At 63.7% G+C, this 24,691-nt stretch carries 27 protein-coding genes and 1 pseudogene; 14 read left to right on the forward strand and 14 right to left on the reverse strand.

Annotated elements, in window-relative coordinates; all coding sequences use genetic code 11:
- Positions 1 to 67: 67 nt before the first annotated feature.
- The 4 genes from PP4_RS14725 to PP4_RS14740 all read left to right on the forward strand — a co-directional run bounded on the left by PP4_RS14725 (position 68) and on the right by PP4_RS14740 (position 2,494).
- The gene (locus PP4_RS14725) at positions 68 to 526 is read left to right on the forward strand and encodes a hypothetical protein (RefSeq protein WP_016499987.1); all 459 of its coding nucleotides are present in this window, start codon (positions 68 to 70) and stop codon (positions 524 to 526) included.
- 249 nt (positions 527 to 775) lie between these two features.
- Positions 776 to 1,156 carry a Mor transcription activator family protein gene (locus tag PP4_RS14730; RefSeq protein ID WP_016499988.1) on the forward strand — a complete coding sequence of 127 codons (381 nt, stop codon included), beginning with the start codon at positions 776 to 778 and terminating at the stop codon, positions 1,154 to 1,156.
- Positions 1,157 to 1,218: 62 nt separating this feature from the next.
- Entirely contained in the window at positions 1,219 to 1,866 is a 648-nt protein-coding gene (locus tag PP4_RS14735) for a DUF2589 domain-containing protein (RefSeq protein ID WP_016499989.1), read from the forward strand.
- A gap of 73 nt (positions 1,867 to 1,939) precedes the next feature.
- Positions 1,940 to 2,494, forward strand: coding sequence for a DUF2589 domain-containing protein (locus PP4_RS14740; protein ID WP_016499990.1), 555 nt, complete (start codon positions 1,940 to 1,942; stop codon positions 2,492 to 2,494).
- A gap of 19 nt (positions 2,495 to 2,513) precedes the next feature.
- On the opposite strand, the gene PP4_RS14745 is transcribed toward PP4_RS14740, so the two are convergent.
- From PP4_RS14745 to PP4_RS14755, 3 genes are read right to left on the reverse strand one after another with little or no spacing between them, the layout of a single operon-like run.
- Positions 2,514 to 6,188, reverse strand: coding sequence for a translocation/assembly module TamB domain-containing protein (locus PP4_RS14745; protein WP_016499991.1), 3,675 nt, complete (start codon positions 6,186 to 6,188; stop codon positions 2,514 to 2,516).
- A complete protein-coding gene (locus PP4_RS14750; RefSeq protein ID WP_041167753.1) occupies positions 6,185 to 7,927 on the reverse strand; it encodes an autotransporter assembly complex protein TamA in 1,743 nt (580 codons plus the stop codon). The genes PP4_RS14745 and PP4_RS14750 overlap by 4 nt, the downstream gene beginning before the upstream one ends.
- 52 nt (positions 7,928 to 7,979) lie before the next feature.
- A complete protein-coding gene (locus tag PP4_RS14755) occupies positions 7,980 to 8,630 on the reverse strand; it encodes a GNAT family N-acetyltransferase (protein ID WP_016499993.1) in 651 nt (216 codons plus the stop codon).
- A gap of 162 nt (positions 8,631 to 8,792) precedes the next feature.
- Here PP4_RS14755 and xthA point away from each other — a divergent pair, with 162 nt between their 5' ends.
- Positions 8,793 to 9,605 carry an exodeoxyribonuclease III gene (gene xthA, locus PP4_RS14760; protein WP_016499994.1) on the forward strand — a complete coding sequence of 271 codons (813 nt, stop codon included), beginning with the start codon at positions 8,793 to 8,795 and terminating at the stop codon, positions 9,603 to 9,605.
- Between the two features lie 180 nt (positions 9,606 to 9,785).
- Here the strand turns inward: xthA and PP4_RS14765 are convergent, their stop codons facing one another.
- A complete protein-coding gene (locus PP4_RS14765) occupies positions 9,786 to 10,538 on the reverse strand; it encodes an anti-sigma factor family protein (protein WP_016499995.1) in 753 nt (250 codons plus the stop codon).
- Complete coding sequence (locus tag PP4_RS14770) at positions 10,535 to 11,056, reverse strand: sigma-70 family RNA polymerase sigma factor (RefSeq protein WP_016499996.1); 522 nt, start codon at positions 11,054 to 11,056, stop codon at positions 10,535 to 10,537. Before PP4_RS14770 ends, PP4_RS14765 begins: the two co-directional genes overlap by 4 nt.
- A gap of 123 nt (positions 11,057 to 11,179) precedes the next feature.
- Between PP4_RS14770 and PP4_RS14775 the strand changes: the two genes are divergently transcribed.
- The 5 genes and pseudogenes from PP4_RS14775 (at position 11,180) to PP4_RS14795 (ending at position 14,981) form a co-directional block, all read left to right on the forward strand.
- Positions 11,180 to 12,232 carry a catalase family peroxidase gene (locus tag PP4_RS14775; RefSeq protein WP_016499997.1) on the forward strand — a complete coding sequence of 351 codons (1,053 nt, stop codon included), beginning with the start codon at positions 11,180 to 11,182 and terminating at the stop codon, positions 12,230 to 12,232.
- Positions 12,229 to 12,762, forward strand: a complete 534-nt coding sequence (locus tag PP4_RS14780) for a cytochrome b (protein ID WP_016499998.1) — start codon at positions 12,229 to 12,231, stop codon at positions 12,760 to 12,762. Before PP4_RS14775 ends, PP4_RS14780 begins: the two co-directional genes overlap by 4 nt.
- 86 nt (positions 12,763 to 12,848) lie before the next feature.
- Positions 12,849 to 14,052 (forward strand): annotated as a pseudogene (locus PP4_RS14785) (MFS transporter).
- Between the two features lie 81 nt (positions 14,053 to 14,133).
- Positions 14,134 to 14,679: a cupin domain-containing protein gene (locus tag PP4_RS14790; RefSeq protein WP_016500000.1), complete on the forward strand. Its 546-nt coding sequence runs from the start codon at positions 14,134 to 14,136 to the stop codon at positions 14,677 to 14,679.
- A gap of 2 nt (positions 14,680 to 14,681) precedes the next feature.
- Positions 14,682 to 14,981: a DUF7693 family protein gene (locus PP4_RS14795; protein WP_016500001.1), complete on the forward strand. Its 300-nt coding sequence runs from the start codon at positions 14,682 to 14,684 to the stop codon at positions 14,979 to 14,981.
- Here PP4_RS14795 and PP4_RS14800 read toward each other — a convergent pair.
- A complete protein-coding gene (locus PP4_RS14800; protein ID WP_016500002.1) occupies positions 14,954 to 15,568 on the reverse strand; it encodes a 2-hydroxychromene-2-carboxylate isomerase in 615 nt (204 codons plus the stop codon). The genes PP4_RS14795 and PP4_RS14800 overlap by 28 nt on opposite strands.
- A 29-nt stretch (positions 15,569 to 15,597) precedes the next feature.
- A complete protein-coding gene (locus PP4_RS14805) occupies positions 15,598 to 16,329 on the reverse strand; it encodes an SDR family oxidoreductase (RefSeq protein ID WP_016500003.1) in 732 nt (243 codons plus the stop codon).
- Positions 16,330 to 16,418: 89 nt separating this feature from the next.
- Here PP4_RS14805 and PP4_RS14810 point away from each other — a divergent pair, with 89 nt between their 5' ends.
- Positions 16,419 to 16,982, forward strand: coding sequence for a TetR/AcrR family transcriptional regulator (locus PP4_RS14810; RefSeq protein ID WP_016500004.1), 564 nt, complete (start codon positions 16,419 to 16,421; stop codon positions 16,980 to 16,982).
- Positions 16,969 to 17,562, forward strand: a complete 594-nt coding sequence (locus tag PP4_RS14815) for an eCIS core domain-containing protein (RefSeq protein WP_016500005.1) — start codon at positions 16,969 to 16,971, stop codon at positions 17,560 to 17,562. Before PP4_RS14810 ends, PP4_RS14815 begins: the two co-directional genes overlap by 14 nt.
- A 148-nt stretch (positions 17,563 to 17,710) precedes the next feature.
- Here the strand turns inward: PP4_RS14815 and PP4_RS14820 are convergent, their stop codons facing one another.
- Positions 17,711 to 18,703, reverse strand: coding sequence for a bile acid:sodium symporter family protein (locus PP4_RS14820; RefSeq protein WP_016500006.1), 993 nt, complete (start codon positions 18,701 to 18,703; stop codon positions 17,711 to 17,713).
- A 119-nt stretch (positions 18,704 to 18,822) separates the two neighbouring features.
- Here PP4_RS14820 and ampC point away from each other — a divergent pair, with 119 nt between their 5' ends.
- Together ampC and PP4_RS14830 are read left to right on the forward strand one after the other, a co-directional pair.
- On the forward strand, positions 18,823 to 19,965 hold the full coding sequence (gene ampC / locus PP4_RS14825; protein ID WP_016500007.1) for a class C beta-lactamase: 1,143 nt from the start codon (positions 18,823 to 18,825) through the stop codon (positions 19,963 to 19,965).
- A 300-nt stretch (positions 19,966 to 20,265) separates the two neighbouring features.
- A complete protein-coding gene (locus PP4_RS14830) occupies positions 20,266 to 20,598 on the forward strand; it encodes a hypothetical protein (RefSeq protein WP_016486521.1) in 333 nt (110 codons plus the stop codon).
- 46 nt (positions 20,599 to 20,644) lie between these two features.
- Here the strand turns inward: PP4_RS14830 and PP4_RS14835 are convergent, their stop codons facing one another.
- From PP4_RS14835 to PP4_RS14860, 6 genes are all read right to left on the reverse strand, one after another.
- Positions 20,645 to 20,956, reverse strand: coding sequence for a hypothetical protein (locus tag PP4_RS14835; RefSeq protein ID WP_016500009.1), 312 nt, complete (start codon positions 20,954 to 20,956; stop codon positions 20,645 to 20,647).
- A 142-nt stretch (positions 20,957 to 21,098) separates the two neighbouring features.
- Positions 21,099 to 21,287, reverse strand: coding sequence for a hypothetical protein (locus tag PP4_RS14840; RefSeq protein WP_003253897.1), 189 nt, complete (start codon positions 21,285 to 21,287; stop codon positions 21,099 to 21,101).
- 138 nt (positions 21,288 to 21,425) lie between these two features.
- Positions 21,426 to 21,746, reverse strand: a complete 321-nt coding sequence (locus PP4_RS14845; protein WP_016500011.1) for a YbjQ family protein — start codon at positions 21,744 to 21,746, stop codon at positions 21,426 to 21,428.
- A 69-nt stretch (positions 21,747 to 21,815) separates the two neighbouring features.
- The gene (locus PP4_RS14850; RefSeq protein WP_016500012.1) at positions 21,816 to 22,700 is read right to left on the reverse strand and encodes an O-acetylserine/cysteine exporter; all 885 of its coding nucleotides are present in this window, start codon (positions 22,698 to 22,700) and stop codon (positions 21,816 to 21,818) included.
- 129 nt (positions 22,701 to 22,829) lie between these two features.
- Positions 22,830 to 23,585 (reverse strand): class II aldolase/adducin family protein, encoded by a 756-nt coding sequence (locus PP4_RS14855; RefSeq protein WP_016500013.1) that lies wholly within the window; start codon positions 23,583 to 23,585, stop codon positions 22,830 to 22,832.
- Positions 23,586 to 23,618: 33 nt separating this feature from the next.
- Positions 23,619 to 24,662, reverse strand: coding sequence for an ABC transporter substrate-binding protein (locus PP4_RS14860; protein ID WP_016500014.1), 1,044 nt, complete (start codon positions 24,660 to 24,662; stop codon positions 23,619 to 23,621).
- Positions 24,663 to 24,691 lie beyond the last annotated feature (29 nt).

A 24,691-nucleotide genomic window follows, 5' to 3' on the forward strand; every position in this document is an offset into this window, starting at 1 on the left:
TTTCCTGCTGGGTAGGGTGGCGACTGCCTGAAAGCATGGGTCTCCAAGCACCCATGCCGGAGGCACCATGTACAAACCCCTGCTGTTCGCGTCCCTGATTCTGACCCCGCTTACCCTTCACGCGCTGGACACCCGCGAGGTAACGGCAGCGCAACTGCTTGAGCTTGGTCGCGACCTGGAGCGCCATGCTGGCGCCAGCCAGTGGCAACAACTGTGGCAGCGGGTGCGTCAGGCTGGCTACCTGCAGGCACCCGGCGCCCCACTGCATTTCAGCGCCCCCATGGCCCAGTTGCCCGATTTGGTCCGGCAGACCTTGGCCCAAGCCGATCAGGTGCAGGCGCTGCACCAGACCCAGGCGTTGTACCGCCGCAGCTTTTCCGGCACGGTTATCGGTCAGCGCGGCGGGCAGCCATTGCATGCCTTGTGCCTGCTGGTCGACTGGCGGGCGCTGCCACAAAGCATGCTCGATGCGCCTCAGGCCTACCTGCGCAGCGCCAGTCTGGTGACCAGCTACCCCTGTAACTGAGGGGTGCCCCGCCCCATCACTCGACGTGCACAGCGCCCTGATGGGAAATCAACCGCCACAGCCACATCTTGAAGACATGTCCTACAACGCAGGATATCGCTGCCTGCAACTGCTGTTCACCGAGGCTACAAATTGCAACCCATATGCCGCCTAGCGACGCGCCGTGGCTGTCACACAGAATTTGCTCACACCGTCGACATAACGCCGCTGGTGATCGGGTCGCACACCCCCATCCCGAAGGAGCGCCATATGGAATTACCAGACTTGAGCCTCATCGATATCAGCCAACTGCCCCACTCGCTGCAGGCCCTGGTCGACTGTATCGGCATCGACAATGCCTACCAGTTGACCTGCGCCTACGGCGGCAGGCCCAAATACATCCCCAAGTACCGCGAGCGTACCAAGCTCGCCGACGTACTGCCGGCCGAAGCGCTGGACGCACTGATCAAGCGCTTTGCCGGGGTAGCCCTGGAGATCCCCAAGGCTGACCACTTCCTACGCCAGCTGCGCAATCAGCAGATCCAGAAAGAAAGCGCCAATGGCCTTTCACGCAGCCTGCTGGCCAACAAGTACGGCCTGAGCCTGCGCCAGATCGGCAACATCCGTCGCCAGGAACCTTGCGCTCGCTGACGACCAGCACCGAGGCCGCCAGAGGTGGCCACCCTTCCCCTCCATAAAAAGAGCAACAAAACATGTCGATAGATAACAGCCTCATCGGATCCGTGATCAACGCCTTGCCCATGGACCGCATGATCGCAGGCCCCCTGCAGGCCATGGTCCAGGCCCAGGTTACCGCCAGCAAGTCGTACGCCGACTTCCTGATGCAGGTATGTGTGCAGGACGGCAAGGCCGTGGCTATCCAGTTCGATTACGACGAGACCATCGTCGACGAACAGGGTGAATACAAGGGCGTGGTCAGCAAGACCATGAAGGTGCCTTTGCTGGCGGCCATCACACACCCGAACATCTCCATCGATGAAGGTAATGTCGAATTCGAGCTGATCATCAATCAGATGTCGGAAGACACCTCCAGCACGGAAATGGGTGCGGACGTGACCGGCTCACTGGGGTGGGGGCCCTTCAAGCTGAACGTAAAGGGCAGCGTCAGCCACAAGTCCGCCCAGACACGCAAGACCGACACCCGCGCCCGCTACGCCTTCAATACGACGATGAAGCGCCAGGAGCCACCTGAAGCAATGATGAGGGTGATCGAGTTCCTCACCGACGCGGCAACCAAGCCAACCGTGGTCAGAACTGCCGAACTGCAGAGCCCGGACGAAATTTCCCAGGCCGACACCTTGAAAGACCCTGCTGCCGATGCAGGCAACAACACCCCTTGAGACGCTCCACGAGCCGCAAACAGCCCCCTGGCCAGCACCGGGGGGGCACCACCTGGCCTGAGGAGTCGAGCCCATGAACAAGCCCCCTGCCCCGATGACCTCCATTGACCTGCGTGAGATCACACGTGGCCTGCAGGAAGCCGCAAGCGCCACCAACAGCCTGATTGCACAGCAGTACATCAACCTGTTCGACCAGTTCTTCGAGTGCGACAGCGACGCCTTGGGCGCCCCCATGAAAGCCAAGATGGTCGAAGTGGCCATGGATGGGCAGCACATCATGCGCGTCCCCCTGTTTGCACTGGTGTCGCCCAAGGGCCTGGCCCTGGAGCGCATGCAGGTGGACCTGTCGGTCCGGGTCAAAGGGACCGAAGCACAACAGGCACTGCTGACCGCGAGCGAGAACAAGGCTGCCAGCTTCAAGGTCACCATCGGTGGCCAAGGCCGTCAGGGCGAAGGCCGTGACCCTGACGAAGTGCAGATCCGCATGCAGTTCCAGGCCAGCGAGCCGCCGGAAGCCCTGAACCGGCTCATCGAGGAGTACACCAGCCTGATCACCCCGGTACGCGCCCCCGGCCCACTGCCCTCGCCCGACACCAACGAATTCATCGAGGCGGCCACTGTCCGTTGACGGCCGCCCCGACACCGCTTCAGAAATCGCGCTTGTAGAAGATGTCCAGTGAGCTGGCCAGCCCACTGGCGGCTTCCAGGTACACCTTCTTGCTCAGCTTGTAACGCAACGCGATGGTGTTGGCAGGCTCGAACACACCCACACCGTAACGCAGGCTCAGCTTCTCGGTGATGTTGCCGCTGGCGACCACGCTGGTGCTGTTGCCCGAGCCTTCGGTGTCCAGCTGGAAGTCATCGATCCCCAAGCTCGATGCCAGGCTGCCGGTGATGCCGGCACTGCCTGCCAGCCCCAGGCCCAACGCTGCCTCGGCAAGCATGTTGTTGTCCTCGCCAGAGTTGCCCAGAGGCCGCCCCAGCACGAGGTACGACAGCGCCTGCTCCTGGCTCATGGCCGGTTCCGAAAACACCTTGGTTGTGGGTTGCTCGGCACTGCCGCTCAGGCGGATACCGGCAATCACATCATCGACCGTGCGGATGGCTTCGATGTCCAGGTACGGCTGGTCGATCGGGCCGGCGAACAGCAAGCGCGCACGGCGGATGGTCAGCCGCTGGCCGTAGGCACGGTAACGACCGTCAGCCAGGCTCAACTCGCCACGGGTGTCGAGGTTGTCGCCGATATGCACGTGGCCAAGCAGGTTGGCGGTCAGGCCAAAGCCACTGAACGACAACTTGTCGCGGCCCACCTCGACATCGATGTCCATGGCCATCGCCATGGGCGGTTTGCCCTCTTCGGTCTGGTGACCGACGATTACCGTGTCATCCGATACCTTCACGGTCGACGGTGGCAGTTCGCGCACGGTGATCTTGCCTTTGGGTACTTGCACCTTGCCGGTAACCGCCAGTTTGTCGTCGATCAGGCGCAAGGTCAGGTCCGGGGCGACCTCCAGCGTTGCATAAGGCTCGACCGTGACCGGCAGTTGCTGGCCTTGCAGGCGCAAGTCCATGCCCAATGCCTGCCCCCACGTGAGGTTGCCGCTCAACTGGCCGCGCCCTGCATCGCCGCTGCGCCAGTTGCCATTGAGTTGCACCTGATCGCCGGCGATCAGCGCCTGCAATGTCAGGTCCTCAAGGCTGGCCGGCAACTCGGCGCCACTCACTTCGCCACCGCTGAGCATCAGGTTGCCGTTGACCTGTGGTGCCAGCAAGGTGCCTGAAAGCCGCCCACTGCCGTTGAGCTGCCCGGCCAGGCGTTCGACCATCGGCACGAACGGACGCGCCACCGACAGGTCCAGCCCGGCCAGGCGGAAATCACCTGACAGAGGCTTGTTCTTGCCCAACGGGTCGAGGCGCGTATTGACGTTCAGCTCGCCCAGGCGCTCTCCACGGAACACCAGGCGGGTATCGATACGCCGTGGCGCCAACGTGCTGTCGACACGCAGGGCCTGATAGGGGAAATCGACCCAACGGCCCTTGTCGCGCACACGCAGCGTGCCGCCACTGGCATCAATGACAATGTTGCCTTTGGGGCCGCTGGCCGGGATGTCCAGATTGATATCCGCATTGAGCAGGCCCTGCCAGGCGAAGTCTTTTGGCAGCCACTGGGCAAGGCTGTCGAGCGGGAACTGCTTGAGGTGGTAGCGCAAGCGCGGCTCGGGCGCCAGGCGTTGGTCGTCACCACACAGGCTGGCCTGGCCAGATCGCCAGCAATGGGCACCGAAGTCCAGCTGGCCGCTGGCCAGACGCTGCAGGCGTGCCGGCGATTGCAGCTGCCAATCCTGGCCACCGGCCTGGATACGCCCACTCGCGAGGCGGCCACGCCAGTCACCCTTGCTCAACTGGCCATCCAGGCCCAGGTCAAGCTTGAGTTGCGGGCCATCCAGCGCCAAGGTCAAGGCTTGCAGGCGAATGTCGCCTTTGCCGTTGGCCTGCAGCGTGCCCAATGCCGTGTCGCCCAGGTGAATGCCAGTGGCCTTTAGCTCGATCACACCGCGCTGGGCGTTGTCCAGGCGGGCATCCAGGTCCAGCTGTTGCAGCCGGTTTTCGGCCTGGGCCAAGCGCTGGCCCTGCAAGGTCAGCGTGCCTTGAGGAGCCTGCAAGGTGCCGGCAACATCCAGCCGGCCCTTGACCTGGCCTTGCAGCCTTGGCCACAGCTGGCCCAGGCGCGGGAGGTCAAGGTCGATTCGCCCGGCCAGGCGCTGCTGCAAGCTGCCACTGCCGTTGATACGGTTGTCCCCCAGCTGGATCGCCAGGGCGCCGAGTGTCCAGTTCTGCCCCGCCCCCTGGGCCTCAGCCTTGAACACTGCCGGCTGGCCGCGCAGGCGGCCCTTGAGATCAAGCTGGGCATCAAGGGTGAGCACCTCGCCCTTCATCTCGCCATTGCTGCGCAGCGGACCCGCCAAGGTGCCCGGCAGCTCCGCCAGCCAATAGGCCGGGTCGAGCGCCGAAAGCTGCAAGTCGACATCCCAGGCCAAGGTGTCGGCAAAACGCACGGCCACACTGCCGGCGGCCTTGCCTTGCCCGGCGGTCAGCGCCAGTTGCGGCAGTTTCACCTGGGTCAGGTCACCTTCGAACGGGCTGACCAGGCTGAACGCCCCTGCCGGGCCGTCGAGGTCGCCTTTGAAGGTGCCCTGATAATTGCCATCGCGATAATGCACCTGAGTATTGAAACGCTTGAGGGTAACCTCGGGCGGTGTCTCCAGTGGGTACAGGCGCAACCATGGGAAGTCCTGCCAGTCCAGCTGCGCATCGGCGGTCAAGCCTTGCTGCCAGTCGGCCGTGGCCTGCAGTTTCACGCGCTGGGTGTCGCTGGCGGTCAGGTCAAGGGCATCGAGCCTGGCGCCTTTGCTGTCGACCAACCCGGACAGCGCCAACGCGATTGGCGACTGTTCAGCCGGCAGGCTGGCCGTTCCCGACAGTTGATAACCCTTGAGCAGGTCGCCCTTGGCATCAAGCTTGAGCTGATTCAACTGCAAGGTATCGGGCAGCGAGCCCGCCGGCTTGAACGCCTCTGAACGAATCTGCAGGGTCGCCGGCAGATGCTCGGCCAACGCCTGCAACTGCCCGTTCAGCGTGGCGTCGAGGTAACCGCTGCTGGTGCCCGCAAGCTTCAGGGTCTTTTGCAATCCGCCGGTGGCGGTCAGTGCCAACTGCCAGGGTTTGCCGTCCACGGCTGGCAGTTGCAGCTGCGCCTGGAGTTGCACTGGCCAGTCACCTTCGGGCTGCAGGTCGCCCTGCAGGTTCAATTGCAGGTCATCGCGCTGCAGGTGCAGGCTGTCGATGCGCATCCCGGTGCCGGTCCAGTGCGCCGCCAGTTGCAAGTCACCCAGCAGGTCGCTGCCATCCAGCCGCAGTTGGCCGACCTTGACATCGCCCAGTTCGATGGCCAGCGGCAAGCGCAGCGCCGGCAGCTGCAGCGGGCCGCTTTCGGCCGGCTCGACACTTGGCGCAAAGGCCATGTCGATGCGTTGTGCCTGCAACCGGTCGATGCACAGGGTGGCGCGCAGCAGGCAGGCAGGCGACCAGGCCAGTAGCGGTGCCTGCAACTCTACCGTGCTGCCACCGTCGGCCCAGCGCAGCATGCTGGCCTGCCAGCTACCCGCCAGGCGCCCCTGGAAATCGGCCACCTCAAGCCCGGGCACCTTGCCCAGCGCCCAGCGGCTGCCCGCCTCGGTACCCAGCAGCAGGCCTAGCACCAGGCCCAGGCTCGCGACTACCCCGAGCAGGCCCAGCAGAATGTATTTGATCACGCGTTTCACAGCTCAGGCCCCATGGAAAAGTGCAGGCGAATGCCCCCTTCGTCATCCAGCGCCTTGGCCAGGTCCAGGCGCAATGGCCCGACCGGCGATACCCAGCGCACACCAAAACCGACACCGGTCTTGAGGCTGGGCAGCTCAAGGTTGTTGAACGAGTTACCCTGGTCGACAAACGTCGCGATCCGCCACTTTTCGGTCAACGAATACTGGTACTCGACACTGCCGGCCACCATGTAACGCCCGCCGATGCGGTCGCCATCGCTGTTTTTCGGCGACAGGGTCTGGTAGTCGTAGCCACGCACGCTCTGGTCGCCACCGGCGAAGAAGCGCAGCGACGGCGGAATGTTGTTCTTGAACCCATTGGTCGCACTGCCGCCGAACTGTACGCGACCGAGCAAGCGGTGGTTCTGGCCAAGCGTGGTCAGGCCCTTGAGCAGGACATTGCCGTGCAACAGGTTGGTGTCGGAAACCAGCCCTTCCTTGGCCGCCTGCACATCGAACTGCAGTCGGTAGCCGTTGTGCGGATCGATGCGGTTGTCACTGCGCAGGAAGGAATAGCTCACGCCAGGCATCAGCAGGTTGCTCAGCCCGGAATCGTCACCCAGGCGATACTCCTCGCGCTGGTACTTGAGCGAAATGACCCGCTGCCAGCCGCTGGGCAGCTTGCTGTGCCACTCGGGGCCGACTGTCAGCAGTTTGCTGAGGGTATCGGTACCGGCAAGCTCCTCGTTCTGGTAGCCGCCGGCGAAGCGCAACTTGTCGGTCAGTGGCGGGTCGAGGGGGATGTCGTACCACAGGCCAACGTTCTGCCGCGGTGCCGACAGCTCGGTTTCCCAACCATAACTGTGGCCCTGCGGGTTGACCCAATGGCGGGTCCAGTTGGCCTTGCCACGCGGACCGACGTCGGTCGAGAAGCCCAGGCCCAAGCCCATGGTGCGTGGTTTGCGGGTTTCCAGGCGGACATCCACCGGGATTTCTTCACCCACCGCGGCGGTGGGCGCAGCATCCACCCGCACGCCTTCGAAATACCCGCTCGATTGCAGGTCATTGTTCAGTTCGGCAATCAGCTCCGAGTCGTAGGGGGTGCCCGGCTTGAACGACACCATGCGCTGCAGCAGGTCATCGTCCAGCGGCGTGTCGCCGCCGAAGGTCACTGCGCCCAAGTGATAGCGCGGACCACTCAGGTAGACCAGTTCGATATCGGCCACACCGGCCTGCGGGTCGACGGCCAGGCGCTGGCTGCTGAAGCGGCCACTGAAAAAACCGTAGCGCGACGCCTGGTTCTGGATCAGCCGCTTGGCATCTTCGTAATGGCCGTGGTTGAGTTGTTCACCTGGGCGCAGTGCCTTGCTGTCGGGCACACGGAAGGCCTTCATTTCGCTGGCGGGGCCTTCGATGCGCACGGTCACGTTGCGCAGGCGGATCGGCTCGCCCGGGTTGATGCTGAGGATCAGTTGCGGGGAATGGTCTGCGTCTTTGGGGGGCTTTACCTCGGTATCAATCTGCGCCTGGTAGTAGCCAAGTGCCTGCGCGGCTTTGCGCGCCTGCTCCTCTGCCCCGCGACTGAAGCGTAACAATGCTTCTTCATCGCGGTCACCAAGGGTGCCTATATAGCCTTCGACATTGGCCTTGAGCGCTTTGTTGGCTGGTTTTACCTTCACCAGCAACTCGCTCTGGCCCCATGCTGCGAAACTGGCGGCCCAGATAACCAGGCCCCAGGTCAATCTTCCTGAATACGTCATGCGGCAAATGCTACCAGAGCCAGGCGCTCAAGGGAGCCGCCTGGCGGGATGTTCAGGCAAAAGTGGAGGTTGAAGAGACTGGATTGGGATGGAAGAAGACCCGTTCCCGGATAGGTCCTACGGCGACCTCACCAATTTCTTCATAGCCCTGGCGCTGGTAAAAGGCCAGGTAATGCTCATTGCCGGTGTCGAGCACCACGCCCTGGGTGCCTGGTTGATCCGCGCACCAGTCGTGCACGGCTTGTAACAATTGCTCCCCGTAATGCTTGCCCTGAAACTGCGGATGTACCCCCAGCAATGGCAACACATGCACCTGATCGGTGGGCAGGCAGGTGGACAGGGCGGCCTGGTAGTCCATGTAACGCCGCGTGCAGCGCAGGCCAGTGCCGAGGATCATGCGCAGGCGCCAGGCCCAGCTGTCGGCAACGCCCAACCGGCGCACCGGCGGCACGATCAGGGCCAGGGCAATCAGGCGGTCGTCCACCAGCAAACCGATGGCAGGTAACTGCAAGTAAAAGTGCTGGCGCACCCATTCGCGCACCATCACCCGCAAGCGTTGCTCATACCCTGGGCGCTGGGCTTCGAAGATATAGGCAAAGGTAGGTTCGTGGCGGTAGGCGTTGTACAGCAGCGAACGCGCCTCGCGGCTGTAGCCGTCATCGAGCAGGCAGACTTGAGCCGGGGCGGCAGTGGTTTCGGGCATTGCGGGCAGACCTCCTGGAATGGGCGTACATTGCCTTGGAGGTGCACCACCGCGCTTCGTTCACCCCCTACAGCACGTTAGCAGCAGGCTCCCGAAGCCGCCATGCTGGTGATGTGGGGCGATGTCGGCTAGCATCCCGCCTTTTACCGGGATCGTCTTTCCATGAAGATCGTCTGTTTCAACATCAACGGCCTGCGAGCCCGCCCGCACCAGCTGGCAGCGCTGATCGAAAAGCACCAGCCGGACGTAATCGGCCTGCAGGAAACCAAGGTCAGCGACGATCAGTTCCCGCTGGCCGAGGTGGAGGCGCTGGGTTACCACGTGCACTACCACGGCCAGAAAGGCCATTACGGCGTGGCGCTGCTGTCGCGCCAGGCCCCGTTGAGCCTGCACAAGGGCTTTGCCACCGATGAAGAAGAAGCCCAGCGCCGCTTCATCTGGGGCACCTTCGCCGATGCCGATGGCAACCCGATCACCATCATGAACGGCTATTTCCCCCAGGGCGAAAGCCGCGACCACCCCACCAAGTTCCCGGCCAAGCAGCGTTTCTACAGCGACCTGCAGGCACTGCTGGAAGGCCAGTTCCGCAACGACCAGCCACTGCTTGTCATGGGCGACATGAACATCTCGCCGCAGGACTGCGACATCGGCATCGGCCCGGACAACGCCAAGCGCTGGTTGAAGGCCGGCAAGTGCAGCTTCCTGCCAGAAGAGCGTGAGTGGATGGAGCGCTTGAAAGGCTGGGGCCTGGTTGACAGCTTCCGCCACCTGCCCCCGGACGTCACCGACCGTTTCAGCTGGTTCGACTACCGCAGCCGTGGTTTCGAGGACGATCCCAAGCGCGGCCTGCGCATCGACCTGATCATGGCCTCGCAGCACCTGGTGCCGCGCATCAAGGCAGCGGGCGTGGACTATGAACTGCGTGGCATGGAAAAGCCCTCGGACCATGCGCCGATCTGGTTGGAACTGAGCTGATCGCCGGGTGCCATATCCGCATCACCGCCACCCTGTGGGAGCGGCCTTGTGTCGCGATAGGGCTGCATCGCAGCCCCAGCAATGTAGACGTTGACGCAGAAATCCTGGGGCCGCTGCGCGGCCCTTTCGCGACACAAGGCCGCTCCCACAGTAGGTGTGTGGCGCTTTCGACCTCCGCACTCACAACCCCAACCGCAACGCCTCCCCCACCCCGGCCCCACGGACATCGTCCGCCGCGCTGACCAGGGCAAAGTTGTAAGCCCCATGCGACCAGTACCGCGCCTCCAGCTGGCCATCGACCCGCTGCCCGTCCGGCATGCGCCGATACAGCTCGCCTGGTGAGCGCAAGAACAGGCTGATGCGCTGGCCCTTGCCATCCTCAAACACCAGCAGCGCCGCCGGCCCCTGCTCGTTGCTGAGCAAGCGCGCCCCCACCGGTTTGAAGCCATAGCCCGCCAGGTCCGGCAATTGCCCTACGCGGCTGAAATGCCGCCCCAACCAGTCGCGCAACTGCCCCGCATCACTGGCCTGGATATCCAGCGCCTCGCTGCCGGCAAACAAACGGTGCGCCTGGACGGCATCGGCCATGGGCAGGTCGACTCGTGCCAGGGACGCATCGCGCACCTGCCAGCCGCCCAGCCCTCCCACACCCAATGCCAGCATCACCACCGCCGCTGCGGCCCAACGCCGCTGCCGACGCTGTCGCAATTGCCGACGCACCTGCCCAAGGTCCAATTGCGCTGCCCCGGGCAGTTCGCCAAACCCGGCCAGCGCAGTACGCAACCGGCGGGCATCGGCGCGCCAGCCCTCCACCCGTGCCGCCGCCTGTGGGTTGGCCGCCAGCCAGGCCTGCACCTCGGCCCGGCGCACAGGCGCCAGGCGCTCATCGACGTAAGCGTGCAATTCGTCTTCGCTGGGGATCAGACGCGTCATTTCAGTCTCCGCAAGGCCGGGGGCTGGGGGTTGCCCTCGGTCAGTTCGCGCAAGGCGCTGCGGGCGCGCGACAGGCGCGACATCACAGTGCCGATAGGGATGCCCAGGGCCTGGGCGGCTTCCTTGTAACTCAAGCCTTCGATGCTGATAAGCAGCAACAAGGCGCGCTGTTCGGCCGTCAGCCGGGCAAACGCCTGCAAGTCGGCCTGGGCCAGGACACTGGCCTCAAGGTTGGCCCCTTGCGGCTCCTCCTCGTACTCGGCACGGCCGAACCAGGACAGCCAGCGCGCATGCAGGCGGTCGCGGCGCTTACCATCAAGGAAAAGCCGATAGAGGATGGTAAACAGCCAGGCCCGCAGCGCCTCGGCATCGCGTTGCTGGTGACGTCGGCTGAGGGCCCGCTCGACCGTGGCCTGCACCAGGTCATCGGCGCTGCCCGGCTCGCGGGTCAGCCACACGGCAAAGCGGCGCAGGCGGGCCAGCAGCTCGCGCCACTGGTGGTCATCCAGATCGTGCATGGAAAAGTCCCGGCCGTTGAAGTTGTCATTGTAAAGGCAGACGCCTGCCAGGAAATTCTATTCCCGCCGATGGAATAAGTTTTTCCCTGCCGCGTCGTACTGGCACCTTCACCAAACCGGACGATGACCATGAACTCACCTTTGCACGGCCCGGCGAAAGCCGTGCGCCTGGCTGCCATCGGCGCCGTGATGCTGGCCGCAGGCGCCGGCTTTGCCTACGCCGCCGGCTGGCTCGGCGAAAGCCGGCTGACGCCACAGCGTATCATCGATACCTTCGAGGCCCAGGCCGGGCATTACCCAGGCTACCGGAAGAACCATGCCAAGGGCCTGTGCGTCAGCGGCTACTTCCAGGCCAGCGGGCAGGCCGCCAACCTTTCTACTGCGCGCGTCTTCAGCCAGGCACGCGTGCCGGTAACCGGCCGTTTCGCCATTGGCGGTGCCAACCCGTTCGCACCGGACACCGGCATACCCGTGCGCAGCCTGGCCATTCAGCTGAGTACCGACGACGGGCAGGTATGGCGCACCGGCATGAACAACCCGCCAGTGCTGGCAATCAGCACACCGCAAGGGTTCTACGAGCAAGTGCTGGCCAACACGCCAGACCCGGCCACCGGCAAACCGAACCCTGCCAGCCTGCAGGCGTTTTTCGCAGCCCACCCGGAGAGCGCGGCGTTTCGCCAATGGGCGGCGGGCTATAAGCCCAGCAACAGCTTCGCCAGCACCCAATACCACAGTATCAACGCCTTTCACCTGATCGACGCAGGCGGCACGCGCCACCCGGTGCGCTGGCAGCTTGAGCCGCAAACCGCGTTTGCCGCGCTGCCCACCCAGATCGATGACAAACAGTTTCTACAACACGACCTGCAGCAACGCTTGGCCCAGGGCCCCTTGCGCTGGACGCTTCGCCTGGTGCTGGCCGAACCCGGCGATGCGGTGGATGACCCTGCCCGGCCCTGGCCCGCCGAGCGGCGCAGCGTAGACGCCGGCACCCTGGTGCTGGAACAGGTCGACGCCCCTGAGCAGGGGGCATGCCGCGACCTCAATTTCGACCCGTTGATCCTGCCCCGAGGCATAGAGGCATCTGCCGACCCGATCCTCGCCGCCCGTTCGGCTGCCTACTCGGAATCGTTCAACCGCCGCAGCCGTGAATCGCTCAGCACCGGAGCCCGCCCATGAAACCCGAAGCCTTCCACCCTTTTGCCCGCCTGCTGCATTGGCTGATGGCCGTGCTGATCCTGGCCATGCTGTTCATTGGTGTGAGCATGGTTGCAGACCTGTCGCTACGCCATCCTGTATTGATCGGGTTGCACAAGGCCACCGGCCTGGCACTGCTGGTGCTGGTAGTGCTGCGTATCGGGGTGCGCCTGGCCGTGCCTCACCCACCCTTGCCGCGAGACCTGCCAACCCTGCAGCGCTGGGCCGCCGGGGCATCGCACTTGCTGCTCTATGGCCTGATGCTGGCCATGCCGCTACTGGGCTGGGCCATGCTGTCGGCTGGTGACTACCCTCGCCCGCTGGGCTTGCCCGCCATCGCCCCGCACAACCTGCAACTGTATGCCGTGTTGCGCCTGGCACACGGCTGGGCCGGCTACCTGCTGTTCGCCACAGTGCTGGTGCATGTGGGTGCAGCCTTGATGCACGCGTGGGTGCGCCGTGACGGCGTGTTGCGTAGCATGTGGCCTGGCCCCCTGCGCCGCAGCGAATGACCTGCAGCAGCCCGGGGCATTCGACAATCAATAATCGTTCTTAATAAGATCGGCTTTCTATTTGCCTTACTGCCCTGGACTGCCCAATGAACGTCGCAAAGGATCCTGCAACCCTGAAACCTGCCAGCACCCTGGACTTGCGTCCGCTGCTGCTGGCCAACATGGCCTGTACCATGTCGATGATGGCCTTCGTCGCCCTGATCGGCCCGATTGCCCGCCAACTCGGCATGGCCACCTGGCAGGCCGGCGCTGCCGTGACGGTGGCCGGCGTAGTCTGGGTGCTGCTGGCCCGGCCCTGGGGCCGTGCGGCAGATCGCCTGGGCCGGCGACGTATCCTGTTGCTGGGGACCGCCGGCTTCACCCTGGCTTACTGGCTGTTATGCCTGTTTGTCGAGGGCGCGCTGCGCTGGCTGCCGGGCGCGACCGCAGCGTTCATCGGACTGATGGTCGCACGCGGCTGCATCGGCGCCTTCTATGCTGCAATCCCGGTAGGCTGCAACGCGCTGATCGCCGACCATGTCGAGCCGCAGCGGCGTGCTCGGGCCATGGCTTCGCTGGGGGCGGCCAACGCGGTCGGCCTGGTAGTAGGGCCGGCACTGGCGGCGCTACTGGCGCGGCACAGCCTGAGCCTGCCTTTCCATATCATGTCGCTGCTGCCGGCCAGTGCCTTTCTCGTGCTGCTGTTCACCCTCAAGCCGCAGGCGCTACCCCACAACCATGCCCCAAGCCCGGTGCGTTTGAACGACCCACGCCTGCGCCGGCCCTTGCTGGTAGCGTTCAGTGCCATGCTCAGTGTTACCGTGTCGCAGATCATTGTCGGCTTCTTTGCCCTGGACCGCCTGCACCTCGGCCCGACAGAAGCTGCCCAGGCCGCCGGTATCGCTTTGACCACGGTGGGCGTGGCACTGATGCTGTCACAGGTACTGCTGCGCAAACTGGAATGGCCGCCACTGAAAATGATCCGGGTAGGCGCTACGGTTTCGGCCCTGGGCTTTGCCTGCGGCGCGCTCGCGACCACCGCACCCTGGCTATGGGGCTGCTACTTCGTCGCGGCTGCAGGCATGGGCTTTGTCTTCCCGTCGTTTTCAGCGCTGGCGGCCAACGCCATGCACGCCCGAGCAAGGTGCCACAGCCGGTTCCATTGGTGCGGCCCAAGGCATGGGCGCGGTGATCGGTCCAATGGCCGGCACCCTGGTCTATGCCCTCGATCCGCGCCTGCCATTTCTGGCCGTGGCCGCGCTGTTGCTGCTGGTCGGGCTATGGCCGATGCCGCGCGACCAGCGTGCCTGAGAAGCACAGCGCGCAAGCGTGCAGAGTGTGTTTTAATGCGCATCGCTCATTATTTTTTACACCTCTGATTACAAGGCGGCTATGGACACGGGGACGCGACTCAAACTGGTGCGTGAACGCAACAACCTCTCCCAACGGGAACTGGCCCGCCGCAGCGGGCTGACCAATTCGACGATCTCGCAGATCGAGCAGAATCGCGTCAGCCCTTCGGTCAGCTCCCTGAAAAAACTGCTCGAAGGCATTCCCATGAGCCTGGCGGAGTTCTTCAGCTTCGACGAGCCGGTGCGAGAAGAGCGCTTTGTGTTCCGTGGCGGCGAGCAGCCCGATCTGGGCCGTAACGGCCTGCGCATGCTGCTGGTCGGCGCCAGTGTCGAGGGCCGGCAGATGCGCATGCTGCGCGAGCTGTACGCACCGGGTGCGGATTCCGGCGAGCCGATCGTGCATGCCGAAGGCGAAGAATGTGGCCTGGTCACCCGCGGCACCGTGGAGCTGTGGGTCGATGGCCAAGTCAGCGTGCTCAGCTCGGGCGACGGCTACTACATCCCCACTACCCTGCCGCACAGCTTCAAGAACATCGGCCCGGACGAGGCCGAGATCATCAGCGCCAACACACCGGCGAATTTCTGACCTTGACGCGCAGCGGTACGCTGAACACCCGAGCCATCTACCAGAGCCTGCGCAACGCGGCCCTTGGCGTGCATCACCTTGAGGTGAGAGCACGCCGCGATGGCGGTTTGGTCGATATCGACATCCAGGGTTGGCAATTGACGCTGGCCCTCGATGCCGAAGGCCTGGCGCATTGCATCAGTTGCCAATCCCCTGACGGCCAGCATGCCGGGACCGAGGACTGGCAGCGCTACGGCACCAACCCGGTCGACCTGCTCAGCCTGTGGGAACGCACTCAGCTCGAGAAGCTGCTGGCCCGCTGACTTAACGCCTCCTCGACAAAGTCCAGGCGGTCCTGCCCAAAGAACATTGCCTCACCGACAAAGCAGGTCGGCGCGCCAAACACGCCGCGTTCGACTGCCACCTCGGTCGCCTGCTTGAGCGCTGCTTTCACTTCAGGGTCAGCCGCCAGCGCGTGAAACGCCTGCGGGTCGAACCCTGCCTGGCTCAGTGTTTCGTCCAGAACGGCGCTATCGCTCAGGTTGCAACGCTGCACCCACAGCCCATTGAACAGCACCGACAGCAACGCCTCCAACCGCTCTGGCGAGCGCAACTGGGTGCCCATCACCCCACGCATCAAGGCCAAGGTATTGACCGGAAACCCCGGCGGCAGCCCGAACGGTACCCCGTAGCGCGCGGCAAAGCGTGCCAGGTCGGTGAACATGTAGCGCCCCTTGGCCGGGACCATGGCCGGCGAAGCATTGCCGGTAGCCTGAAAAACTCCGCCCAGCAGCATGGGCCGGTAATGCAGCGTGGCACCCTGGCGGGCACACAGGCCTGGTAGTTGGGTCCAGGCCAGGTAGCTGGCCGGGCTGCCCAAGTCAAAAAAGAAATCGACAGTCTTGTGCATGGTTACGGTCCTTGCGTGGTGAGAGGGGCTTACCAGCGTTCCATCCAGGGGCGCAGGTCCAGTTCGAACGTCCAGGCGTCCCGGGGCTGGGCGTGCAGGAACCAGTAGCTGTCGGCAATGTGCGCCGGGGCGAGGATGCCGTCCTGGTCCTTGAGGGCATAGCGCTCGGGGAAGCTGTCGCGGATGAAGGCGGTGTCGATGGCCCCGTCCACCACCACATGCGCGACATGGATATTCCGTGGCCCCAACTCTCGCGCCATACTCTGGGCCAGGGCGCGTAAGCCGTGCTTGGCCCCGGCGAAAGCCGCGAAACCTGCCGCACCCCGGGTGCCAGCGGTGGCGCCGGTGAACAGGATGGTGCCGCGCTCACGCTGGACCATGCGCCGGGCAACCGCCTGAGCGGTAAGAAAGCCAGCGAAGCAGGCCATTTCCCAGATCTTGAAGTACTTGCGCGGGGTTTCCTCAAGGATGCTGCAGGGCACATTGGCGCCGATATTGAAAACAAACGCCTCGATCGGGCCGATATCGCGCTCGATAGTATCGACCAGCGCTGCCACCTCCTCCTCCTTGCGCGCATCGGAGCCAAAACCATGGGCCTGGCCGCCAGCGGCGCGGATTTCCTCCAGCAGCGGTTGCAGCTTTTCTGCCTGCCGCCGCGTCACGCAGGCAATGTAGCCCTCCCGGGCAAAGCGCTTGGCAATCTCGCCACCGGTAGCGTCGCCCGCACCGATCACCAGCACTACTTTTTGTTGTTCTGACATGCCCGCCTCCATTAGTGAATGATCGTTTAGTAAACGAACGCTATGTTATGATCCCCGTCATCGTCAAGCCCGCCTGCAGAGGCAAGTGAATGCGTTATTCCAACGAACACAAGCAGCAAACCCGCGAACGTTTGCTGAGCAGCAGCGGTGCGCTGGCCAAGCGTGGGGGCTTTTCCAGCACTGGCGTCGCCGGGCTGATGAAGGCAATTGGCCTGACCGGCGGCGCCTTTTACAACCACTTCCCTTCCAAGGATGACCTGTTTACCGAGGTGGTACGCCAGGAGCTGCACAACAGCCCGCTGGCCCGCCTGGCCACTCAAGGCGCCAGCCGCGAGCGCCTGGGCCGCTGCCTGCAGCAGTACCTGAGCCTGGCCCACCTGCACAATGCCGAAAGCGGCTGCCCGCTGCCGCCGCTGGGTGTGGAAATCGCCCGGGCCGCAGCACCGGTGCGCGAAGAGGCCGAGCACTGGCTGGTCGACCTGCACCAGGCCTGGAGCGCAACGCTGGAGGATGATCAACTGGCCTGGGTGCTGATCAGCCAGTGCGTAGGTGCATTGATGGTCGGCCGCATGCTGGCCACTGAACATGTGCAGTCGCAAGTGCTGGACGCAAGCCGCCAGTTTGTCGAAAAGGCCCTGCATGAAGTGGATTAGCCTGCTCCTGGGCCTGACGCTGGCGCTGCCCGCGCTTGCCGAACAAGCCTGCCCACCCGGGCAGTATCAAGTGTGCCTGATGGGCTGTTTTTGTGCGCCGATAGACCCTGGTCAAGCGGGCCAGATTCTAAAGGATGTGGAGGTCATGGCCTCATCCAGCCTGACGTTCGCCTTGCGCCAGGCCAGGGATGAGGCCACCGCCAGCGGCGTCGAGCCGATCCCGCTGCATATCCGTGCGCAACTCGAACCCTGGTACGACTTTGCCGTGCTCGATGCGGCGCGCTTCCGGGTGGGTGACGAACAGCAAATGAGCGCGGCCAACGCGCTGCTGCAGAACCCCGACGTGAACGCCGTGACGCTGATCGACACGATCATCTTCCGCCGGGCCGGCGATGCCGAGGACAATGTGGCCCTGTGGGCGCACGAGCTCAAGCATGTACAGCAGTATCAGGAGCTGGGTGTGGAGGAATTTGCCCGACGCTATACGCGCAACTATGACGATCTGGAGGGGCCGGCCTACAAGATCGAGGCCGAAGTCGGCAAGGCGCTGCGCGAACGCGCTTCGGGGCAGGCCCGCTGATATCAGTTACTACGCGATCTCTGGAGCGGCCTTGTGTCGCGATGGGCTGCAAAGCAGCCCCCATTTCAGTATCGCTGCGGATATCGCCGGGGCTGCCTTGCAGCCCATCGCGACACAAGGCCACTCCTACAGGGGACCGCGCATGCGCTCAGGACGCCGCCGAAGCCTCTTCAGCGTCCTGCTCACGGCTGGCATAACGCTGCGCCAGCACCGCGCAGACCATCAGCTGGATCTGGTGGAACAGCATCAGCGGCAGGATCATCGCGCCAATACCGCTGCCCACGAACAACACCTGGGCCATGGGCACGCCCGTAGCCAGGCTCTTCTTGGAGCCGGCAAACAAAATGGTGATGCGGTCCTCAAGGTCGAAGCCCAATGCCTTGCCAAGCACGCGGGTGCCAAACAGCACCACCGCCAGCAGGATCCCGCACACGACGAACAACCCGGCCAGGTGCTGCGGCGATACCGTGTGCCACAAGCCCGTGACCACGGCTTCGCTGAAGGCGGTATACACCACCAGCAGGATCGAACCCTGGTCCACCACCTTGAGCCAGCGCGCATTGCGCTTGACCCAGGCGCCGATCCAGCGCCGCGCAATCTGCCCGGCAACGAACGGTACCAGCAGTTGCAGGGTGATCTTCAGCACGGCATCCAGGCCAGAACCGGTGTCACCACTGGCGCCCAGCAACATCATCACCAGCAAGGGGGTCAGGAAGATGCCCAGCAGGCTGGATGCCGCCGCGCTGCAAATGGCTGCTGGCACGTTACCGCGGGCCAGCGAGGTGAAGGCGATGGCCGACTGCACCGTGGCCGGCAAGGCGCACAGGTAGAGCACGCCCAGGTACAACTCGTTACCCACCAGCGGCACGAACAGCGGCTTGAACGCCAGGCCAAGCAGCGGGAACATCACGAATGTGCAAGAGAACACCAGCAGGTGCAGGCGCCAGTGCCCGGCGCCGGCAATGATCGCCTCACGCGACAGCTTGGCGCCATGCAGGAAGAACAGCAGGCCGATGGCCAGGTTGGTCAGCCAGCCGAAATACACCGCACCGTCGCCCGAGCAAGGCAGCACGGTGGCGATCAGGACCACCCCGAGCAAGGCCAGGGTGAAATTATCGAATAACATGCGCAAATACTTCATCACAGTGTCCGTCTTGTCATTGTGCAAGGGCAGACGATAAGGTCTACGGCTTTTCGCCGCTAACGCCGGAACCCCCATCGGTATCGCTCAACGGACACGTTCCGCAAAAGGACCCGCTCATGCCCCTCTCCCGCCCGGCCGCGCTAGCGGCTGTCATCGCACTGGTTCTGGGCCACACCGGCGCCCAGGCCGACGACCAGTTGCAAGCCAAGGTCGACCAGATCATCCGCCCGTTGATGCAGGAGCAAGGTATCAGCGGGATGGCCGTGGCGATCTACGCCCGCGACCATGCGCACTATTTCAGCTATGGCGTGGCCAGCAAGGCCGACAATGTGCCCGTCAGCCGAGACACGCTGTTCGAGATCGGGTCGCTGAGCAAGACCTACACCGCCACCTTGGCCGCGCTGGCCAGCGCCGAGGGCAAGCTGGACCTTGACGCCCCGGCCAAGCGCTACCATCCGGCACTGGCGGGGGCGCCCATCGGTGATGCGACGGTGCTGGAACTGGGCGCCTACAGTGCCGACTGCCTGCCCTTGCAGTTCCCCGATGCGGTGCAGACACCGCAGCAAGTCGTCGATTTCTTCCGCCACTGGCAACCCCATGCCGAACCCGGCACCCAGCGCTGCTATTCGAACCCCAGCCTTGGCCTGTTCGGTGACCTGGCCGCCCGCGCGCAGCATCAACCGTTTTCTACACTGATGACCGAGGGCCTGCTGGCTAAAATGGGCCTGAAAAACACCTACCTGCACGTCCCGGCCAGTGCTCAGGGGCTTTATGCCCAAGGTTACGACGCCGCCGACAAACCGGTGCGCGTCGGCCCCGGCCCGTACGCCGACGAGGCCTACGGCATCAAGACCAGCGCCAGCGACCTGCTGCAGTACGTGCGGCTGCACATGCAGCCGCAGGGCCTGCCACCGGCACTTGCAAAAGCAACCGCCATTACCGGGCAGGGCTACTTCCAGGTCGGCAGCATGACCCAGGGCCTGGGCTGGGAACGTTATCCCTACCCGGTCACGCTGGGTACCCTGGTAGACGGCAACAGCGCGCGGATGATCCGTGAACCGCATGCGACCACGCGCTTGCAACCGGCCCTGCCGCCGCTGCCAGCGGCCTGGTACAACAAGACCGGTGCAACCAACGGTTTCGGTGCATACGCCGCTTTTGTGCCCAGTGAAAAGCTGGCAGTGGTGTTGCTGGCGAATCGAAATTACCCGAACGAAGAGCGGGTTCGCGCAGCCTTCAAGATACTGTCCGGGCTGTAGTACGAGCAGCGATTGTCGAACAAAACGACAGAAATGTAGTGGGTAAAAAAATTCACTACAAAACCATTGACGCCGCTCATCGCCCTTGTGCATGATGAAGCCGTCTCCCTGATCGGGAGCGGTGGCAAGGGTGTTCCAGACGGCTTGCGCGGTAACGCAGGCCGTCCGTGGAGAGGGAACTGTCCAAAAGGCAGCGTGAGAAAGCCCCTGTTGCGATGCTGCTGTAGCAGCGTTGGTAGTGCGCTACACCGTGTTAGCGCCAACTGTGAAAATCACCTACGAATGGGTAATGGGGGCTTTATGATGAACTTGAACAACAATCCGACTATCGATCAACTGGCGCAGCTGTTCGCCGTACGCAAGGACAGCCTTGACGATCACTTGCTGTGGGTCAGCCAAACCGGTGAGGTGCGGCTCGACCGCCTGCCACCGAACACGATCGAAGATGAATTTGAAGAGCACCTGCCCAGCATGCGTGCCCGCTTCAAGGTCTACCGCCGTGGCCAAGGCTACGTCGGCAAGAAGGCCGCCGCCGACACCGAGTTCGTTGGCCGCGTCCTGCAGACCCTGCAACAAGAATGGCCAGCCGCCCGTGAGCGGCAGGCAGTCAAGGTGATCGAACCGCTCAACTGAGGGTTCTCACCCTTAACCAAGCCCGGCCCACATAGGCCGGGCTTTTTCATGCCTGGCGCCGCTGGCGGCGGCTTTGCGGCAATGGCAAGGCCCCGGTAGCCATCGCACGGGCACGGTCCACACCCCATACCAGGGCGCGGGTCATGGTCTCCCCTGGCCGCGCAGGGTAGTACTCCTCCAGCAATGCCCGCCCATCCCCGGCATACAACCCCAAAAACAGCTGAGTCGCCCCCAGACGTGACAACCGCACCTGCACATCCAGCGTGGTGCCGTCACTGAGGACTTCGTCGTGGCTGCGGCTGTGCAACTGGGCGTCGGCCCACTGCCAATAAGTCTGTTCCCTGACGCGCATGAGCATTCAATCCTCCGTTGCTGGAATGCCCCGACAGAAAACCACAACCTCACCCAGCCGGCGAGCGCAACCCGGCAATGCCATGAGGCGGATCAATAAAGCGCAATAAAAACCCCGCCATTGGGCGGGGTTATGTGCTGGGGCGGGATCACTTCTTCAGCGGAACCCGCGGCATGAAGCGGCCTTTTTTACTGCGCTGCAAATGTGCAGGCTGGAGCTGTTCGGAATCATCCAGCGTCATGTGGGCGAACCCCAGGCGGAAGGCCGCCTGGCCGCAACGCACTTGGCTGTTGATCGGGAACGCATCGTTCAGGTCTTCGAAAAAGGATTCGCTCATGCCCTGTCTCCCTCCAGTGGCAGTCGCGCCGGCAACCAGAAGAGTCGCCCAGAAAACGCGGCCTGTGAAAAAGAGACTAGCTGGTCATTTGCGGACCGCCCGGACAAGGGCCTTGCAGCCGACCAGTGGCAAACTGCTCTACTTCAGGCGCACCGCCGTGCCGGTGGCAAATACCACCACCATGCCACCCTGCACTGACGGCATGCTGATCTCGAAATCCACACCCACTACCGCGTCGGCGCGCAACTGCAGTGCCCGCGCCTTGAGTTCTTCGGTGGCCTGCTCGCGTGCTTCACGCAGGGCGCTTTCCAAGGTTTGCGAGCGGCCGCCAAAAAAGTCGCGAAAACGCGCAAAGAAATCGCGTACGAAATTGATGCCCTGCACCGATTCGGAGCTGACCACGCCCAGGTATTCGGCAATCGGGCGCCCTTCGAGCTGGCTGGTGGTGGAAATGATCATGAAAGCGCTCCGTAGGCCTGGATAAAGAGGCCGATTCTAACAGAGCGCCGAGCAGCCTATTTGCGCGGTTTACGCGCTGACTGCCCGCAACCTTTGCCCGATACGCGCGCCGAACACGTTCACCAGCAACCCCACCATCACCAGCAAGGCGCCCCAGCCCTGGATGGCGGTCAGGCGTTCGCCCAGCAACAGCGCCGACGAACTCAAGCCAATCACGGGTACCAGCAGCGAGAACGGTGCCACCTTGCCGGCCGGGTGGCGCGACAGCAGCTTGCTCCACAGGCTGTAGCCGAGCATGGTGGCGACAAAGGCCAGGTACACCAGGGCCAGCACCGAGCTCCAGCTGATGTTGGCCAGTGCATGGCCGATCCGCTCCGGCCCTTCCAGCCACCAGGACAACGCCAGGAACGGCAGTGGCGGTATCAGCCCGCCCCAGATCACCAACGCCACCAGGTCAACCGAGCCAAAACGCCGGGTGATGATGTTGCCCATGCCCCACATGGCACCAGCGCACAAGGTCAGTAGCAGTGCCAGCAGGGGCACATGGCCGCCATCTTCGCTGCCAATCAACGCCAGGCCGCTGGCCGCTACCAGCAGCCCCAGCACACTGGCCACGCGCAGCCGTTCACCGAGAAACAGCGCGGCAAAACCCAGGGTAAAGAATGCCTGAGACTGCAGGATCAACGAGGCCAGCCCAGGCGGCATGCCGCTGTACATGGCCTGGAACAGGAAGGCAAACTGACCCAGCGAAATCGTCGCGCCGTAGGCGATCAACCAGCGCCAGGGCAGTTTCGGCCGCTTGACCAGCAAGATTGCCGGAAACGCCACCAACAAGAAGCGCAGCGCCCCCAGCAACATCGGCGGCAAGCCATCGAGGCCTACCTTGATGACCACGAAGTTGACTCCCCAGGCGACGATCACCACCAGGGCGATGAGCAGGTCCTTAAGCGGCATTGCAGCGTCCTTCCTCAAGCTTTATATACATATTTCGTTACAGCATAAGACGATTCCCTCAAATGGGACCATTACAGTTGCGGCCAAGGGTTGCGCAACAGTGACTGTTCCTGGCCGCCTGGACGGCGCTCAATCCTGATAACCAGGCGCTACCCGCTCCAGCATCCGCAACAATGCCGCCCACGCCAGCTGTAGCGCATCCGGGTCGGTCAGCTCACCCTGCTTCAACCCCCTCCCCGGCGCGTTGAACTGCCGCTCGGTATGCGCGCACACTTCAGCCGGCGGCAGTATCACTTGCCCGGCAATCTGCGCTGCCAACTGGATCTCACAGGCCTTCTCCAGGTAGTACATGCGCAGGAATGCTTCGGCCACGCTACCCCCGGTGGCCAGCAGGCCATGGTTGCGCAGGATCATCACTGGCTTGTCGCCCAGGTCGGCCACCAACCGCTGCTGCTCGTCCATATCCAGCGCGATACCTTCATAGGCGTGGTAAGCCACTCGGCCGTAAAACTCCATGGACATCTGGTTGACCGGCAGCAGCCCGCACTCCAGCGCAGCCACCGCGCAACCTGCACGGGTGTGGGTGTGCAGCACGCAGTGGGCGTCCTCGCGGGCGGCATGAATGGCGCTGTGAATGACGAAGCCAGCCGGGTTGACCGGGTGCGGCGAAGGTTCGACCGGCCTCCCCTGCAGGTCGATCTTCACCAGGCTGGAGGCCGTGATTTCGTCGAACAGCAGGCCGTACGGGTTGATCAGGAAGTGGTGCTCCGGCCCTGGCAGGCGCAGGGATATGTGGGTGAAGATCAGGTCGCTCATGCGAAAATGCGCGATCAGCCGATAACAGGCGGCGAGTTCCTGGCGCAGGCGCTGCTCGGTGGCGTTCATGGTCGTTATCTCTATAGATGAAGTGGCCTGAAACTACTTGCTCGCCCAAGCATTGAAGCGCTGTTCCAGCTCTTCGCCATGGTCGACCCAGAATTCCACATTCATCGCCAGCGCCCCTTGCAGGTTCTGCGGCGCCGTGGGTACCCATCTGGCCAAGGCCGGGTCCAGCCTGGCAGCTGCCTGGGTATTGGTCGGCCCATAGGGAATCTGCTGCACATAGCGCACCTGGGTATCAGGCTGGTTGGCATAGGCAATCAATCGCTTGGCCTGGTCGACATGCCGCGAGCCTTTGATGATGGCCCAGTAGTCCATGCCATACAGGCTCCCAGGCCATACCACGGCCAGCGGGCTACCTTGTTGCGCCGCCACGGCGATGCGCCCGCTGTAGGTCGAAGTCATTACCACATCACCTGCAGCCAGCCACTGCGCAGGCTGGGCGCCGGCGTCCCACCACTGGATATAGGGCTTGAGTTCGCTGAGCTTGGCGAACGCACGCTCAACCCCGGCCGGCGTCGACAGCACCTTGTAGACGTCCTCCACCTTCACCCCATCGGCCAGCAGCGCGAACTCCAGATTGTACACCGCACGCTTGCGCAGGCCCCGCTTGCCCGGGTACTTCTTCACATCCCAGAAGTCGGCCCACGAGGTCGGTGCCTCAGCCAGCTTGTTGCGGTCGTAGGCGATGGCCACGCTCCACACCAGCGCAGCCGAACCGCAGTCTTGAGCTGCGTCGGGGATCAGCTCGGCGCCATGGCCCAGGCGCTGCCAGTCAAGGTGTTCGTAGACCCCCTCTTCACAGCCGCGCATCAAGTCCGGCCCCTCGATCTGCACCACGTCCCAATCGACGTTGCCGGTGTCGGCCATCACCTGGATCCGCGCCATCTCGCCGTTGTATTCGCTCTGGATCAGCTTGCTGCCATCCTGGGCACTGAAGGGCTTGAAGATGGCCTCATCCTGGGCCTTCTGGCCGGCGCCGCCATAGCCCACCACGACCATCTGCGGCGCGGCATGCGCGCTGCCCAGGCCAAGGGCAAGCAACGTTGCGCATAGGCCAGGAACACGGGGTATTAACTGCATCTTAGCTTCCTCCTGCCGGTGCCCTAGGG

The organism is Pseudomonas putida NBRC 14164, assembly GCF_000412675.1.
Classification (GTDB): Bacteria; Pseudomonadota; Gammaproteobacteria; order Pseudomonadales; family Pseudomonadaceae; genus Aquipseudomonas; species Aquipseudomonas putida.